Annotated in this window: 12 protein-coding genes; 5 read left to right on the plus strand and 7 right to left on the minus strand. The window is 48.2% G+C overall.

Annotated features, from left to right (window positions below):
- Window positions 1–63: 63 nt before the first annotated feature.
- The gene (locus tag LMG33818_RS06630) at window positions 64–792 is read right to left on the minus strand and encodes a 16S rRNA (uracil(1498)-N(3))-methyltransferase (protein ID WP_442322563.1); all 729 of its coding nucleotides are present in this window, start codon (window positions 790–792) and stop codon (window positions 64–66) included.
- Between the two features lie 340 nt (window positions 793–1,132).
- Here LMG33818_RS06630 and purD point away from each other — a divergent pair, with 340 nt between their 5' ends.
- The 4 genes from purD (at window position 1,133) to LMG33818_RS06650 (ending at window position 5,200) form a co-directional block, all read left to right on the plus strand.
- Window positions 1,133–2,428, plus strand: coding sequence for a phosphoribosylamine--glycine ligase (gene purD / locus LMG33818_RS06635; RefSeq protein ID WP_442322564.1), 1,296 nt, complete (start codon window positions 1,133–1,135; stop codon window positions 2,426–2,428).
- A 235-nt stretch (window positions 2,429–2,663) separates the two neighbouring features.
- Complete coding sequence (locus LMG33818_RS06640; RefSeq protein WP_442322565.1) at window positions 2,664–3,002, plus strand: histidine triad nucleotide-binding protein; 339 nt, start codon at window positions 2,664–2,666, stop codon at window positions 3,000–3,002.
- A gap of 47 nt (window positions 3,003–3,049) precedes the next feature.
- Window positions 3,050–3,610, plus strand: a complete 561-nt coding sequence (locus LMG33818_RS06645) for a GNAT family N-acetyltransferase (protein WP_442322566.1) — start codon at window positions 3,050–3,052, stop codon at window positions 3,608–3,610.
- Between the two features lie 531 nt (window positions 3,611–4,141).
- Complete coding sequence (locus LMG33818_RS06650; RefSeq protein WP_442322567.1) at window positions 4,142–5,200, plus strand: prepilin peptidase; 1,059 nt, start codon at window positions 4,142–4,144, stop codon at window positions 5,198–5,200.
- On the opposite strand, the gene LMG33818_RS06655 is transcribed toward LMG33818_RS06650, so the two are convergent.
- The 6 genes from LMG33818_RS06655 to LMG33818_RS06680 form a co-directional block, all read right to left on the minus strand.
- Window positions 5,177–6,727: an MFS transporter gene (locus LMG33818_RS06655; protein ID WP_442322568.1), complete on the minus strand. Its 1,551-nt coding sequence runs from the start codon at window positions 6,725–6,727 to the stop codon at window positions 5,177–5,179. The genes LMG33818_RS06650 and LMG33818_RS06655 overlap by 24 nt on opposite strands.
- Window positions 6,728–6,862: 135 nt before the next feature.
- Window positions 6,863–8,014, minus strand: a complete 1,152-nt coding sequence (locus tag LMG33818_RS06660) for an AI-2E family transporter (RefSeq protein WP_442322569.1) — start codon at window positions 8,012–8,014, stop codon at window positions 6,863–6,865.
- Between the two features lie 438 nt (window positions 8,015–8,452).
- Complete coding sequence (gene speD, locus LMG33818_RS06665) at window positions 8,453–9,241, minus strand: adenosylmethionine decarboxylase (protein ID WP_442322570.1); 789 nt, start codon at window positions 9,239–9,241, stop codon at window positions 8,453–8,455.
- Window positions 9,242–9,798: 557 nt separating this feature from the next.
- Entirely contained in the window at window positions 9,799–10,224 is a 426-nt protein-coding gene (locus LMG33818_RS06670; protein ID WP_442322571.1) for an OsmC family protein, read from the minus strand.
- A gap of 818 nt (window positions 10,225–11,042) precedes the next feature.
- Window positions 11,043–11,717, minus strand: a complete 675-nt coding sequence (murU, locus tag LMG33818_RS06675) for an N-acetylmuramate alpha-1-phosphate uridylyltransferase MurU (RefSeq protein ID WP_442322572.1) — start codon at window positions 11,715–11,717, stop codon at window positions 11,043–11,045.
- The gene (locus LMG33818_RS06680) at window positions 11,714–12,799 is read right to left on the minus strand and encodes an aminoglycoside phosphotransferase family protein (protein WP_442322573.1); all 1,086 of its coding nucleotides are present in this window, start codon (window positions 12,797–12,799) and stop codon (window positions 11,714–11,716) included. Before LMG33818_RS06680 ends, murU begins: the two co-directional genes overlap by 4 nt.
- A 639-nt stretch (window positions 12,800–13,438) precedes the next feature.
- On the opposite strand from LMG33818_RS06680, the gene LMG33818_RS06685 reads away from it, so the two are divergent.
- A complete protein-coding gene (locus LMG33818_RS06685) occupies window positions 13,439–15,922 on the plus strand; it encodes an LPS-assembly protein LptD (RefSeq protein ID WP_442322574.1) in 2,484 nt (827 codons plus the stop codon).
- Window positions 15,923–16,433 lie beyond the last annotated feature (511 nt).

Genomic DNA, 16,433 nt, shown 5'->3' on the forward strand with positions numbered 1-16,433 from the left:
ATCGAAAGACAAAATTGACGGAAAAACCATGCGTCATCGCACTGCTCTTCTTTTAATGATGCTTCAGTACAGCTTCGAAATGAGCGCTACAACGGCCGTTTCAACACGTAAAATGCGCTCACCCAAATGAATGCTCTCAAAACCTATAGCGTTCAATGCCTGTACCTCATAATCAATAAAGCCACCTTCTGGCCCTATAGCCAACACCAATGGCGTATTTTGAGGCAGGCCGCGTGGGCATTCCAGGGTACCGTTGGGATCAGCCACTAGCCCACGCCGATGCTGAAGAATCTCGGGGAGTGTATCTTCCACATAGGGTTTGAAACGTTTGATCAATTCTACCTGCGGCAAAACCGTATCACGTGCCTGTTCCAAACCAAGTTCAAGATGTGTCTGAATTTTTTCTTCGTCCAGCTCGGCAGATTGCCAATAGCTCTTTTCTACCCGTGCAGTGTTGATCAGGGATATTTGCTTGACCCCCAGCGTGGCAAGGTTTTGCAGGCTACGTGCCAGCATTCTTGGCCGTGGAAGTGCAAGCAGGACATGTAGATTCAAGGCTGTTGGGGGTAATGCATTGGGTTCGAAGGAAAAAATTGCCTGTTCGTCTGTCAGGCTGAGAAGCTTTCCCTCACCAATAGCGCCGTCCATTTCGCCCAAACGATAGATTTGCCCTTCCTGAGCGTTATGCACACGTTGCAGATGTAATAGACGCCGTGGGTCTTTAATCACCACACGGGAATTTCCTTCAGTTTCACTGAGCAGATCGCTGGGCTGAAATAGGATAAGATTCATGCATAGGCTCCTGACACAATGATATCAGGATACCAGTTTCCCATTGCATTAGGGGATTTTATGCCACTCATTCCCTGTGATCCTATCGGTCGTTGATACTTTTTTGCCGTTGTTTTCTGGCATAATTAAGGTTTAATGGTGTGCTTTAAGGTAAAGATCGTTTGCTGTAATCCAATGGCACTCTTGTTGGTTCATTGCATGATTAGCCACTCAAATTCCTGTCCTCCCAACCTATGAGGTGAATCCAGAGTGGTGTGGTGCGCCTTTGTTCAGGGAGTGCCTTTTGTCAGCTATAAACAATTCGCCAGAATCTTGTTTTCTTTTTTCAGGGATCAATGTCATGAAAGTTCTTATTATCGGCAATGGTGGGCGCGAACATGCGCTGGCATGGAAAGCCGCACAATCCCCGCACGTTGAGCACGTGTTTGTGGCGCCGGGGAATGCAGGGACAGACCTCGAAGAAAAGGTCTCCAATGTCGCTATCGCTGTGGATGATTTTGATGCCTTGATTGCTTTAGTGAAGCGTGAAGACATTGCCCTGACAATCGTTGGACCTGAAGTGCCTTTGGTGAAAGGAATTGTCGATCGCTTCGAGCAGGAACAACTGCCCATTTTTGGTCCCGGTCAGCAGGCGGCTCAACTGGAAGGCTCCAAATCCTTCACGAAGGATTTTTTGGCGCGCCATGCCATCCCCACAGCGGAATACCAAACCTTTACCCGGGTTGAAGAGGCGCTGAAGTATCTGGATCAACTGGCCGAAAAAGGAAAAGCCGCTCCCATTGTCATCAAGGCGGACGGGTTGGCCGCTGGCAAGGGCGTTATTGTGGCCATGACTGAACAGGAAGCTCGGGAGGCTATCCACGATATGCTGGAAGCCAACGCCTTTGGAGGAGCCGGGGCCCGTGTTGTTATCGAAGAGTATTTGGAGGGTGAAGAGGCCAGCTTTATCGTTATGTCTGATGGCGTCAATGTTCTCCCGATGGCGACCAGTCAGGATCATAAACGTGCCTTGAATGGGGATAAAGGCCCGAATACCGGGGGGATGGGGGCATATTCGCCCGCGCCAGTGGTAACCGCTGATGTTGAAGCACGCATCATGAAAGAGGTCATCGAACCTACGATTAACGGTATGCGTGAAGAGGGCGCACCCTTCGTTGGTTTTTTGTATGCAGGCTTGATGATTGATGCTTCAGGCGCACCCAAAGTTATTGAATACAACGTGCGGTTCGGTGACCCTGAAACCCAGCCGATCATGCTACGTTTGAAATCCGATTTAGTGACGCTTTGCCAGGCGGCCCTCGAAGGTCAACTGGATAAAGTAACATGTGAATGGCATCCCGAACCTGCGGTGGGAGTGGTGCTTGTGTCGGGTGGGTACCCTGGCGCTTACCGCAAGGGTGAACCGATTTCCGGCATAGATAATGCTGAGCGTGCCGGCGCGAAAGTCTTTCAGGCAGGTACGGCATTGAAGGATGGCCACATCGTGTCAGATGGGGGGCGTGTTCTCTGTGTTACCGCACTGGGTGATTCTGTTGCTGAGGCAGCCCACGTGGCTTATCAGGCACTGGATAATATCTCATTGCCGGATGGTGAATATCGCACCGATATTGGGCACAGGGCCATCAACCGGGCTTAATAACATTCCTGCCAAGGCTTCATGAAGTTTTAGCAGTATTCAACGGGGTCGTGGGTATGTAAGAAAAAGATTCGGCGTCGTGCAAGGCGCTGAATTCCTTGCTTGCTGTAATCTGCCTGCTGCCGCTACACAAGTACTGATATACATAACAGATGTCATATAACCAAGGCAGTACAGATGCGCACCGTTGGTAGCGCCACTATTTGAAAACAATTTGAGCTGAAAAGAGGTCCTCATGACCACGCTGTTTGAAAAAATCGTTGCACGAGAAATTCCTGCCGATATCGTTTTTGAAGATGACGAGATTATCGCCTTCAAGGATATTAACCCTAACGCCCCGATTCACTTTCTGATCGTGCCCAAAAAAGCGATACCGACCCTGAATGACCTGACTGAGGAAGATGCTCCCCTTGTGGGTCGGTTGCCAGTGGTGGCTGCCCAGTTGGCCAAGGAGTATGGCATTGCTGAAAACGGCTATCGCGTCGTGATGAACTGTAACGAATATGGCGGGCAAACTGTCTATCATATTCATATGCATTTGATGGGTGGACGTCGATTGGAGTCCATGGGGTAGGGGCTGCGTCCTCGATATTATCGGCCTATAGCTGTGAGTAATGTGTTATGGCTTATCCTCCTCTGGAAACATCTCGCCTGCTACTCAAACCGATCGAGCTTGATGATGCTGGCGCAATCCAACAATTGCTTCCCCGTTGGGAGGTGGTGCGTTTCCTCTATAAAGGTATTCCCTGGCCATATCCACCCACAGGTGCTCAAGATTTCCTGAAACATAGCGTTTTACCCAACATTGCCAAGGGGAATCTGTGGATGTGGTCATTGCGGACCCGTGAATACCCTTGCCAGCTCATCGGTATTATCGAGCTCTATCGTTCCTCTCGTCAGAATCGATCATTTTGGTTGGCGCCGGAGTGGCAGGGTCACGGTTACATGACGGAAGCGGTAGAGGCAGTGACGGCATTCTGGTTTGACGTGTTGGGATTCGAACGTATGGTGACTCAAAAGGCCGTTTTGAATAAAGGTTCGGCTCGTCTTTCAAAACGAACTGGTATGCGCTTGATTGGGCATTCTCATGCGGATTTTCTAGAGGGGGATAATCTCGAAACAGAGATCTGGGAAATGACACGCAGCGAGTGGAAAAAACATGCAAGCATGCGGTCTGGGTAACAAAGTCAGCGCCATGTACTCGCTTAAGCACTCATTTGATGCATGCAGGAATATTAATGCTCCGATTAGGCAAATTGTTTGTTTTGTACTTCGGCCCGGGATATGCGCCTTCACTGATTATATTGTTGTAATTGATTGATTATAAAAATATTTTTAAATTTATGGCACATCTTTTGTATAAACAGGAATGTCTAGTCGGCATCATTTGATTCACCGTCTATTCACATGGCCCTTATCCAAGCAATGAGAGCAATAACCGGATTCAAAACAAAAATAAAAATGAATCCTACTGATGGCGGTTCCTTCAAACAAAAACAATAGAATCATTTAGCCGTCCACAACGCCTGGGGTTCCTTTGGGAATCCCGGGTTTTTTTATGTGATAACGCGTTTATAGAGAGAAGCTGCTTCATTTGACACTTGTGACAAGTATCCCCGCTTTTGAATTTATCCTTAATTTTACTGACTCGTCCTTCATTTTCTTTCCAAATGGCCGTTAAACCAATATCCACATCCCATAAGAGTGTTCGGTATGAAATATTGTGTGCCTTTTGGTGCTTGTCTTCGTGAATACATCTGTTCTAACTATACGTTTTTTATCCTCTTTGCTTTATCACTACTTCTGTTTGTATTGATCAGCTTTCTTCCTCTGGCACTTGAACAGTGGTTGGCCCTGGGCATTTTAGAGGGAGCATTACTTTATCTATCGCTAATAGATATCAAGCGGCGTTTACTGCCTGATTATATTGTAATGCCATTGTTGTGGCTTGGGCTTATATTGAACGCGTTTGGCCTTTTCACGTCGGCTGAGCAGGCGTTATTTGGTGCAGTCACGGGGTATGTCTGCCTATATGCCATTAATGGCTTTTATCGTCTTTTCATGCAACAGGATGGAATGGGTTATGGTGATGTGAAACTCTTTTCAGCATTGGGTGCATGGGCAGGTATTCAAGCGCTTCCTGTTATTCTTGCGCTAGCGGCAGGATTGGGGCTTTTAACCTTCATGGTGCGTGGTGGTCTCAGATGGAATATGTCTTCAAGCATTACATCGACCCCAGCAAATGGGGGGAAAACAGGAATCCCAATGCTTTCTCATGATCAATGTCCCGCCACATCATTGCATACGACATCTTCTTCGGAGAAAGCTTTGGAAGGCCGTCATCATACGGTTAGGCATCTGTCCGCCATGCATGGTTGGGAAAAAAGTAACCGACACATACAGCCTTCAGAAGTACAAGATCTCGTAAGAAGAAACAGGGGCAGAAAAACGGTTGGTAGCATTGATCGGGGTAAAGAGTCTCTGCAGCAAAAAGACGTGTGTCAGAAAAGATTCAAAAATGAAAATCGGTATGAAAGGCATCTACGCAGGCACGTTCTATGTAAGAGGGAATGTGTAATCAGGCGCTCGGATAGTAACGTCTCGGCACCCTTTGAAGGAACATCCGCCCTTGGTAAGGAGGGGGAGCAGGCCTACTTGAAAGAGGGGATTCCCTTCGGCCCCAGCCTCGCAAGTGCAGGCTGGGGATATCTGGTTGTTTCGACTTCAGGGTTAAATCTTCCTTCTTTTTTATTCACTAATGCTTTCCAGTGATCGCCCACGTGTTAAAGGACCAAAGAATGCAATGGTCAGCATGACGATCAACATGCTGATAACAATAAAGGCGATCACGGAGGTGGCGCCCCACAGGCTCAGAATAGTGGCGATCAGGATACTGGAAAATACAGTAGATATTCGGCTGAATGAATAGCAGAAGCCGACAGCTCTCGCTCGAATAGCCGTTGGAAACAGTTCTGTCTGATATGCGTGGAAAGCATAGGTCATCCATGCGGTACTTAATGTCACCATAAAGCCTGTCACTATCAATGCAATAGGATGGAGGGAATAGGCAAACAAAGTGCCGAATATTACTGTACCCAGGCTAGCGAGGACGATTTGCCATTTGTTCTCGACACGATTGGCTACTTTCATCAGCATAATTGAGCCTAATGGATAGGCAAGTGTAATGAAGAAAGCATACAGCAGGCTATGAGTAATGGCTGTCCCCCGATTGCTTAACAGCGCAGGTAGCCAGTTACCAAAACCGAAAAAGCCAATGGCCTGAAATATATTGAAAACGACCAATAGTATGACGCGGTTACGGTAAGGGGCCTGCCACATACTGACATTACGTTCGTTATGTTTTGGTACCACAGTTGATGCTGCTGTTTGAGTGCTGGCTCGTAAACATACGGAACTGGTGGTTGATACTGCATGGTGTTCGGGACGTTTAGCAGTGTCTTTGCGAGCGATTCCACATTTGGCTTCTATCTCTGACATGATGTTATCAGCTGTTTGGTAATACCCATGCTCAGCCAACCAGCGAGGGGATTCGGGTAATTTTTTACGACACCACCAAACGATCAGTGCAAAGGCCGCACTCATCAGTACGACCCAGCGCCAGCCTGCTATGCCCATGGGCGCATGTGGTACCAAAAGCCAGGACATCAGTGCGACACAGGGGACTGACAGGAATTGTATGGCAAAAGCGAACGCAAACGCCTTATTGCGCATATGTGTGGGTACACATTCGGTTAGATAGGCATCAATCGTGACCAGTTCTACCCCAAGCCCTATACCCACCATAAAGCGGAAGCCAATGACACCCAACGCATGCGTTTGCACCGCCATCAGAACACTCATGATGCTGTACCAGATAAGTGCAATAGTAAAAACAGAACGTCGGCCAAAACGGTCTACCAAGGCACTTAACAGGCTGGCACCTGCGAATAGCCCAAGAAAAGTAGCCGCCGTGAAGGCTGCCTGATCTGAAAAGCCGAATACGCCATGGTTACCCTGGGCAAAGATATGCGACCCAATGAGTCCAGGGCTAATATAGGCGCTCTGGAAAAGGTCGAATAACTCAAAAAAGCCACCTAACGATAGAAGAGCGATAAATGACCAAAGCGCCTTACAGGACGGTAATTCATCAATACGTGCAGCAATAACCTCTCCATGCGATTGCGGAAGAGGCTGATACGGTGTATTGCTCGTCTGTACCTCGCTGCTCAAACGCTCTTTCCTGTTTTCTTTAGAGCCGTTTATTGCGGAGTCAGCGAGGATTTCATAGGGGGTAGTCATATGAGTTGATCCACAATGTGTGATTGGCTCATAGTCTACCGCTTTGTTGTGAGTTTTTTGTTTTAATTTATACTTTTCTTTATGGATTTTTTAAATCTTTATTGCTTATAAAGTTCAAATAGTGGATTTTGTTTTCTATTTGATTGGTTTTTTTGAAACTTTTTGTTTATAGTTTTTGGGGTTCTCATCTGTAGAAGCGTTCATCTTATCTCTCGAGGTTCTTTGCATGTTTCTTCTACGGAATTCCGACTGTTCTTCTGCAAATAGTGTCCACGCGGCAATAAACAATGCAGCGATAAGGGGGCCAACGACAAAGCCGTTGATACCGAACATGGAGAGGCCGCCGATGGTAGAAATAAGCACCATATAGTCGGGAAGTTTGGTTTCTTTTCCTACCAGCGGTGGACGTAGTACATTATCCACCATCCCGATGATGCATACGCCGACAAAGATCAGTATGCCACCGCTGATATAGTCGCCCACGACCAGTAAATATACGGCGACAGGTATCCACACAATAGCGGCGCCTATTGCGGGTAAGAGTGACATAAATCCCATCATGACACCGCACAGTAGCGCGGCGTTAATACCCAATAGCCAGAAAGTGACACCTCCGATAACTCCCTGCACGATCGCAATGATAACGTTACCTTTCACCGTGGCACGCACCACCGCGGTAAATTTGCTTACCAACTGGTTGGTGTAATCTTCACTCAGTGGGATAGCGGCGAGGATTTGATTTCCCAGCCTCTGTCCATCACGGTAAAGATAGAAAAGCAGGTACAACATGATGCCGAGCCCCACACTGAATTCCAGCGTATTCTGTCCGAAGGAAAAAATACTGGAGGCCAGCATCTGACTACCTTGTGCCGCGCCGGATGATAAATGCTCTCTCAGCTCAGATAGATTACCCAAGCGGTAATGGTTAATGAAATGGATAACGCGTGGGGGAATCGCATTTTGAATACGTATAAGATACGCATTGAAATCGATATCACCACTTCGCAGATGGGTATAGACCGAAGCGCCTTCTCTTACCAAAGCCCCAATAATCAAGGAGGTAGGAATGATGACGATAAAAATACAGACGGTGACACTCATGAGCGCAGCCAGATTACCGCGCCCTTTAAACCAACGATAAAAAGCATTGTTCATCGGCTGAAAGAGTATCGCTAGAATCACTGCCCAGAAAATAGCACCGTAATGGGGCTTGATGAGCATGAAAAACGCCACGGTCACCAGCGCGAGCAGGAGAACAAAGGCTTTGTGCTGAGTTACTGTTTGCATCCGAGAAAATCCCTTCACCTTATAGTGTTTGTTATCACTTTACCGATGGCAGTGATCCAGAGCTGACATGTCATCAAGCATAGCGGTTTACGACTTTATTCGCCTTTAATGAGTTTACGCCTTGCATTTTTTTGCTCGATTCGGGGCCAGGCGCGGTGTCCTGTCCATGCAAGAAATCACGATCATCTCCAGTGTCTCTGATGATCGATACCAATGTCTCTGATGATCGATAGTATGGATGTTGGCAACGGAAAGTGATATTCGGAGATGGGGGAGAGCGGTGAAGGCCCTGAGCGAGAGGCTATACTGGCTGATTTAGTCCGCCAAAACAAGCGGACTAAAAGAGGGCACAGGCGCCGTTGGGCTGAGTGTGAATGACATGGCCCGTTGACACTTTCCGTTATTCTCAATAAAAAGTGTGACCTCGATTCATCCACGCTAATCGAGATTACGTGAGTAGAAAATTTCCAGCATCTCTCGACGTAAGCCTGATTCTATCGATGCTGCCTTTTCAAAGGAGATATCGCGCTTGGTAATGCCAAACAGGTAGTTGTCGAGGTCAAATTCCTTCAGCAGCATTTTGGTATGAAACAGGTTTTCCTGATAGACATTCACATCGATCATTTGATATCGGCGTTTGGTGTCTTCAGCCAGATAATCCTGAATCGAGGTGATCTCGTGATCAATAAAGAGTTTTCTACCATTGATATCCCGCGTAAAGCCGCGGACACGATAATCCATGGTGACGATATCCGAATCGAAACTATGAATCAGATAATTGAGCGCTTTCAACGGTGAAATCATCCCGCAGGTAGAAACATCGATATCCAGACGGAAAGTGCAGATTCCATTTTCCGGATGTGATTCCGGATAGGTATGAACCGTAACATGGCTTTTGTCGAGATGGCCCACAATGGTTTCAGGGAGAGGTCCCGGGCCAGGCTCCGTATTCACGGGTTCTTCCAGTGCATGCTCTGCAATCAGGATGGTAACGCTGGCTCCGTGAGGTTCATAATCCTGACGGGCAATATTCAGTACGTGCGCACCAATGATATTGGTGACGTCTTTCAGTATTTGAGTCAAACGGTCAGCACTGTAAAGGTCATCGATATAATCAATGTACTCCTCACGTTGCTCGGGCGTTTGCGCGTAACAAATATCGTAGATATTGAAGCTAAGAGAACTGGTCAGATTATTGAATCCGTGGAGTCTAAGCCTATCGCTCAATTCATGCCCCCCCTTTGGCATATCGGGATTTGCAGGTATCGGTCGTAAAACCGATGAAGACCCTTGCGATGGCAAGGTGCCGTATTATGCCCCCATTTCGGCTGAATAACACCTCTCATATGTGATTTGAGGAAGGAAATATACCCGACGTTCACAAGAAAAATGTGCAATCAGAAAAGGGGGCGGCATGCATGATCTTTTCCAATGGTACTCCATGCATTGGCATTATTGCGCATCAACCCCAGGTAATCATGACCCTATAGTTTGAAAATGATTAATAGCTCGCCAGGAACGAGCGGTGAAGGACACGAAAAGGGAAAAGAGAGACGGAAAAAAGAGCGGGGGCAAAATGATGACTCAACATGTGGAGCGGCATTAGGAAAGAGACGCGCAATTGATATATTCGGCCTGTGATGGGCTAGAGCACTAAAATTGGATAGAGCACTAAAGATTGAGCTGAGCACTAAAGGTCAGCAATGGAACGGAGGCCCCATGTCCAGTGCCTGCATGCAAGGCGAGGCTCTCCTGGAAAGGAGAGCTTCAATCAAAGGCAAGTATCAGGTATCGGCTTCGTGGACTTCATACTCGTGAGTAATTTCCACTCCCCCTTTGGTCAGCATCAGGGAAGCGCTGCAATATTTGTCAGCCGAAAGTTCCACGGCACGTTTGACTTGTGTTTCCTTGAGGTTGTGTCCGGTAACAATAAATTTGATGTGAATTCGCGTAAACACGGAAGGCACTGTATCAGCACGTTCGGCATCCAGTTTTACTTTACAGTCGACCACGTTTTGACGCGCTTTGGAAAGAATCTCGATCACATCGAAGGAGGTACAGCCCCCCAACCCCATAAGCACCATTTCCATCGGGCGTGGGCCTGTGTTACGCCCGCCATGATCGGGTGATCCATCCATAACGACGCTATGGCCGCTTCCCGCTTCTGCTACAAATTGGCGCCCATTGGTCCAATTGATTTCTGCTTTCATGCTGTTCTCCTCGAGTATGTCGCGGCATGCAGGGAGTAAGCTGTGCTTCTGCGATAAATTGAAATCGTAAACGGCAGCTACATCATCCGCCCGACACACCATCAAATATCAAGATGCCACCATGCTACCAATTTTGCATCCCTCAGCGGTAGTCATTAAGGCGTTGTCCTTCGACAGTGCCTGTTTGAGCCTGCCCTATGAACGTGATTTTTTAGATTGTCTTATAAAAGTCTTTGGCAAACAGTTGTCAAGTGCGGTTGTTACGTATGGTTATGAAGATGATTGCTAATGTCGTTGCTGATGATGTCGTTGTTGTTGATGTAGTTGTTGTTGATGTAGCGGTTAATGTAGTGGTTAACATGGCTGTTGGGTCGCATTTTGAGTGAGTCTCTACCGGGATAAAGTTGTTACGGTAGATGGTGTCGGGGAAGTTGGCTATCGCGAGAAATCGTTGAAGGAGAGAATTGAAAAGTTCGATTGCCAGTTGTTTGCAAGCCAGTTATTCGCACGTGGTTATTGGAAAACACGTTTTTGTTAAACACATTGCTGCCAAACACATTGTTGTCAAGTCTCGTTATGTGAAAATTAGCTCTGTGCCTATTTAGCTCTGTGCCCATACAGTTGAGTGATCGATGCCATGTGAACATCATGCGTTGGTGTACTTGCTTGTATCTGTTTGTAATGAAGATAGAGCACAATCCAGGCGGTTATAGCGTCACTTTTGCTGAGGAGAGGGGAAATGGGCGTGATTCACCCCACGAGGCCGGGCGCCTCGTACGGTATCACCCCCTCTAAAGCGCCTGTATATATTGAAAGGCTTACCCATGACCAAGGCGTTTTTCCAGTGCTGCCAACCGCTCGGGTGTACCCACGTCTACCCAGTCACCGGTATAGAGTGAACCGCTGACCTTATCTGCCTCAATCGCTTTTTTAAGTGGGTGAACCAGCGCACAGGACGCTCCATCCTCGAGCGCGCTTACCAGTCCTGGTGACAGCACGGAAATACCCGCATAGACCTGTTTGCCTGGCCCTTCGAGTCGTAACCGGCCCTGTGGCGTCAAATGGAAGTCTCCTGAACGATGGTGCTGTGCAGAAGGAATCATGACCAGATGAGCCAGATCATCATGTAGTGGCATTGTGGAGAGCGCGTAAAAATCGAGTTCCGTCCATACATCCCCATTCACCAATAGGAAAGGGGCGTCACCCAACAGCGGTAGCGCATGTCGAATGCCACCGGCTGTCTCCAGTGCCTGCTCTTCAATACTCCATGAAATATCAACACCCAACTCATGCCCATCGCCCAAAGCGGCTACCAGCTGATCTGCCCGATAGGCAGCATTGATGACCAGTTCAGTAATGCCGCTATCACGCAAGCGCTCTATATGGTGTTGAATCAGAGGCTTTCCCGCCACATTCAGCAGCGGTTTGGGCACCGTGTCTGTTAACGGCGCCATGCGTTTGCCACGGCCAGCAGCCAGAATCATTGCTTTCATGCAGGTATTGCCTTATGTGCCTGTTGTAAATCGTGTAGTGCTGTTGTCATCCGGGGCTCGAACGTGGTGTTCAACCAGTTCAGAAAACCATTGAATAATGCGGTGTTATCTACGTCTCTGGCGGCCAGACCTGCCAGCGCTTCCTTGAGATGTGCCAGGAAATGAACCTCATGGTTCAACAGGTAGCGCGATTTTCCATCCTGCTCCAACAAACGGCAAAACAGGCCCAGAACTTTAAGGGAACGTTGTGCCGTTGTTTCATCGATCCAACAGAAATACTGATCCTCTGATGTTTCTGTTGTTAGCCCTGCAGCCAGCGCAGCCTGATGGTGTTTTCTATAATAGAACTGCTGTTGTTCCAATGGCCAGGGCGGGTTTCTGTCTCGTAACAATGAACCCGGATCATAACCAATACCGCCTGCCCATGCGCCTTGAAAATCAATGATGCGCAAATGTTCCTGCGTATCAATCATCAGATTCTCAGGATGAAAATCACGGTGTGTCGTGACGACGGGTTGTTGGCGTATACGGTTGATCAGCAACCCCCGCAGCGCTTCCCATTCGGCAGGTGGATCAAGCTTTAGCCAATGACCAAGCGCCCACTGCGGGAAAAGATCCAGTTCGTATGAAAGGCGAGTGTTGTCATACGGGGGGAGCATTTTCCAGGGCTGCTGGGCAATGCGTACATTGAGCTCCATGGCACGTGTAAGCCAGACTTCCTGTTTATCAGGCGTTAGCTGGCCCAGACGTGAACGAAGATGTTCGCCACCAAGGTCTTCCAGTTCCATAAAGCCGCTGGCAAGATCAGCTGAATATATCTCGGGTACAGGAAGCCCGCTTTGGCGCCAGCGAAGGGCGATATCGATAAAGTTTCGTGAGCCCTCTTTTTCAGGCGGTGCATCCATCAGGATCATGCTTGATGGTGTCGCTGTTTCTCCCCTTGCCGAAGGTGAGGGGAAAGCCCATCGGTAGTAACGCCTGAAGCCGGCATCGTCGGCAACCTTGTCGAGTACGATGTCGTTGATGTCGATTGCGTGACGGTTGGCAAGCCATTGGCGTAGGGCCTCAAAACGGGCTGACATTCAGACTCCTGAACTATTGATAGCGCCCGTCATAGTGACATGCGCTGGACCGTTGGTCCTTAAATGAAAATGAATAAATATTTACAGAATTATAGCCTTGGCTTGATCGACGATCATACCTTTAAGGCATTATCATGTCGTTTCCCAAACAGTTGTTTTTTTCGAGTAGTTGTTTTTTCAAATAGTTTTTAAAGGAACCGGTTTTTAGGGAAATGGTTTTTAGAACAAATGTTTTTTTAGAATAAATGTTTTTCTAGAACAGTAGCAGGTGTCAGGAAAATGGCTGTTTTCGAGAACAAGAGGCTGTGCCTGGTTGACGCATTGCGCTCCACCAAGCATGCTTGTGCGCAGAATGCTCGTGCGAGTGATATTGCCCTCTGAGGTTTCTTGCACGGATTCACTCTATTTTGCAACCGGTTCTCTTTTATTCAATACTCAAGGTTATTGGGAGCCGAAGATATTTGGTCAGTACCCATTTCAAGTGCACACCGTGTTTGTTTATCGAGGCGGCGGATGGTTCGCTGACAAAGGTCCTTCCACGATAATGAAAGCGCATGGTTGCGGTAAGCACATGGTATTGGAAAGCGCTATACTGCACTGATTACACCGTATTAATAAAAAGCAAGGACACAATGTATTATGGCCCAGCGCCCATTCTGGACGGCGACCGCTCTTACTGGCGTGTTTACCAGCCTGCTCCCTGCAGTGACCATGGCGGCACCCTTGCCCTCCACTTTACCTGCTAGCCAGCTTGACTGGCATGCATGGGGAGCCAATCGCCCGGCAGGGGAGCTCTGTAGCGGTTACTACCTGATGCCCAGTTATTCCCTGGATGCCCCCAAGGACCCCAGTCAGGTCAATAGCCAGTCCGATAATGCCAGCTATAGCGAGCAAGGGCTTTCGACCCTCGATGGTAATGTTATTCTGCGAAAACAGAATGAACAGTTACAGGCCAACAAGGCCACATTGAATTCGACGCGCACCGGGGTAACGCTGACTGGTCCGTTAACCTATCGCCAACCCAATACGCTGGTTCGAGGGAGTACGGGTAATGTGTCACTGAACAGTGATGCCGCCGATGTGGAGCAGGCCCACTATGTCTTTGACACGTCTCACGCGCGTGGTGATGCAGACAGTCTGCAGAGGTTGGATGATGGGCGTTACATGATGCGCAATGCCACCTATACGACGTGTGATCCTCAAAGTAGCCTGTGGATGATCCAGGGCGACAAGATCATCATTAATCGTGCACAGGGTTACGGCGTGGCAACGGGCACCAAATTGCGGATTCACAATGTGCCGGTGTTTTATTGGCCCTGGATGCGTTTCCCTATTGATAAGCGTCGTTTGACCGGACTGCTTTATCCGACCATCAGTTATTCCAGTCATAACGGCTTTGATTACGCTCAACCGATCTATTTGAATCTGGCACCCAATTATGATGCGACCATCACCCCGCGCTTGATGACCGACCGCGGGTTCATGCTGGGCGGGCAGTTCCGTTATCTGTATACCCATAATCAGGGATCATTGCAGGCTTATTTCATGCCGGATGATCAAAGCCACGGGGATGGAAGCCGTAATGACGACTTCAAGGGGAATAACCGCTGGTTCGTCAACTATATGCATGATGGTAGCTTCAATAGCCGTACCACGTATTCTCTACGTTATGGCGCTGCCAGTGACGGTAAGTTCTTCCATGATTTCGGCAACGATTACCTGACTCGTCAGAGCGATAATCTGGAACGCCGTGCACAAATCGATTATCAGGGTAATGTCTGGCACCTGGAAGCGTTGGCACGTGGTTATCAAGTCATGGAAAACCCGGTCAACCCGAATGACAAGCCATTCAATCAGTTGCCGTCCCTGACAGCCAATGCCATCTGGCGCCAGTCCAATGGGTTTTATGAAGAGTTCAACTCGAATGCAACGTATTTCGAGCGGGGTGCCAACTCCAATTATTTCAATCGTGTGCCGAGCCTTGATAACTGGTATTCCAATACATGGGATGACTTCCTGACCTCCAAGGTGAATGGCGCTCGTGTCAATATTGCGCCAGCGATCGGTTATAATGCGACGCCGTCATGGGGATTCTTCAAGCCTCGTGCACAAATGTATTTGACCCAGTATGAGCTGAACTGGCGTAGTCAGTACAACAAGGGATGGGACAAACATCCCACGCGTACCATTCCCGTACTCAGTGTGGATTCCGGCCTGAATTTCACTCGTAACATCCGCCTGTTTGGTCACGGATACCGCCAGACCCTGACACCTAGGTTGTTCTACGCCTATGTGCCTTACCGTAATCAGAATCATTACCCTGAGTTTGATACGGCCATTACGAACCCCTCATATGATCAACTGTGGTCACCCTATCGCTTCAATGGGATTGACCGTATTGGTGACGTCAACAAAATCAGCTATGGAGTGAGTTCCAGCTTTTTTGATGATGCGACCGGTTTCCAGCGGTTCCAGATCCAGCTGGGGCAAAGCCATTACTTCCAGAATCGTCGTGTTACGGATAATGACCCCAGCAAGGATTATGACAATCCGAACAGTTATTATCATTACTACCTGACGCGGAAATATTCCCCCGCCATCGGTCAGTTTGTCTGGAATTTCAACAATGACTGGAGTGCTCGTTACGCCATTCATTACGATACGCAACACGGTCATGTAGAGCAGAATGACAATTATCTGACCTATCACAATAGTACGACCGGTAACGTCCTGAATCTGGGGCAGCGCTGGGTGCGTCAAGGCTATGATATCTCCGGCGATCGGGACGACCGTTACGGTTACAACCGCAATGAGTTTGACGTTTCGTTCGCATGGCATGTAACGCCCGCGGTATCCTTTATCGGACGTTACCTGTATGACCAGACCAACAAGCGTGGGCTGGACAAATTGTTGGGTGTCCAGGTAGATGACTGCTGTTATGCGGTTCAAATTGCATGGCGCAAGTATATTGATGAAGAGGGAACGGCCTACACCATCCGTGATGACCATGCGAACAGTGGTATTTTCCTGCGTTTCGTATTCAAGGGGCTGGGTGGTCTGGGGCAAAACCCCAATACAGCATTCCAACAGGCTATTCCCAATTACAAGCCTGAACGCTTTTGACGGGATGTTGCCGGATTGAATGTTCGCAGTTAATTGTTTTTTCGCAGCAACGTTTGGATGAATCACGAACGTTTGGATGAATCACGAATGAAAGGGCCTACCGGTTTCATTTCATGGGAACGGTGGGCGCCCTGGCTTCTCAGGTTTAACGCGTGGAATAAAATGGTGCGTATCCGGTATCCTGTTTTTATATCCTTTACGTTTTACGAAGGGTGAGGCCAGTGTTGTATACTTGGCACTGGACAAACCGTCGTCCAATTGGGATGCTGCCGTTAGCCGTATCCAAAAACAAACGTTAAGAAACGGTTTTTTGAAATGGGTGTTAACGGTAATATTGCTGATGGCAATGAAGGCTTTTCCCGGGATAGGTAAAACATCTATCCAAAATGGCTGTCATACATGAGGCTGATGTTATGTTTACTTCATGGTCATGCCGCCGTCTGGTGACCGCATCAGGTGATCGTATAAAATTCGCTAATTGTGCTCAGTTAATGAGCATATTTGAAATGGC

Source organism: Cernens ardua, from assembly GCF_051251085.1.
Taxonomy (GTDB): domain Bacteria; phylum Pseudomonadota; class Gammaproteobacteria; order Pseudomonadales; family Halomonadaceae; genus Cernens; species Cernens ardua.

Bases quoted from the DNA above. Each gene is read 5' to 3' on its own strand.
- LMG33818_RS06630 (WP_442322563.1), bottom strand. From the start codon at position 792: ATGAATCTTATCCTATTTCAGCCCAGCGATCTGCTCAGTGAAACTGAA.
- LMG33818_RS06660 (WP_442322569.1), bottom strand. From the start codon at position 8,014: ATGCAAACAGTAACTCAGCACAAAGCCTTTGTTCTCCTGCTCGCGCTG.
- LMG33818_RS06655 (WP_442322568.1), bottom strand. From the start codon at position 6,727: ATGACTACCCCCTATGAAATCCTCGCTGACTCCGCAATAAACGGCTCT.
- LMG33818_RS06650 (WP_442322567.1), top strand. From the start codon at position 4,142: ATGAAATATTGTGTGCCTTTTGGTGCTTGTCTTCGTGAATACATCTGT.
- purD (WP_442322564.1), top strand. From the start codon at position 1,133: ATGAAAGTTCTTATTATCGGCAATGGTGGGCGCGAACATGCGCTGGCA.
- LMG33818_RS06670 (WP_442322571.1), bottom strand. From the start codon at position 10,224: ATGAAAGCAGAAATCAATTGGACCAATGGGCGCCAATTTGTAGCAGAA.
- LMG33818_RS06685 (WP_442322574.1), top strand. From the start codon at position 13,439: ATGGCCCAGCGCCCATTCTGGACGGCGACCGCTCTTACTGGCGTGTTT.
- LMG33818_RS06680 (WP_442322573.1), bottom strand. From the start codon at position 12,799: ATGTCAGCCCGTTTTGAGGCCCTACGCCAATGGCTTGCCAACCGTCAC.
- murU (WP_442322572.1), bottom strand. From the start codon at position 11,717: ATGAAAGCAATGATTCTGGCTGCTGGCCGTGGCAAACGCATGGCGCCG.
- LMG33818_RS06640 (WP_442322565.1), top strand. From the start codon at position 2,664: ATGACCACGCTGTTTGAAAAAATCGTTGCACGAGAAATTCCTGCCGAT.
- LMG33818_RS06645 (WP_442322566.1), top strand. From the start codon at position 3,050: ATGGCTTATCCTCCTCTGGAAACATCTCGCCTGCTACTCAAACCGATC.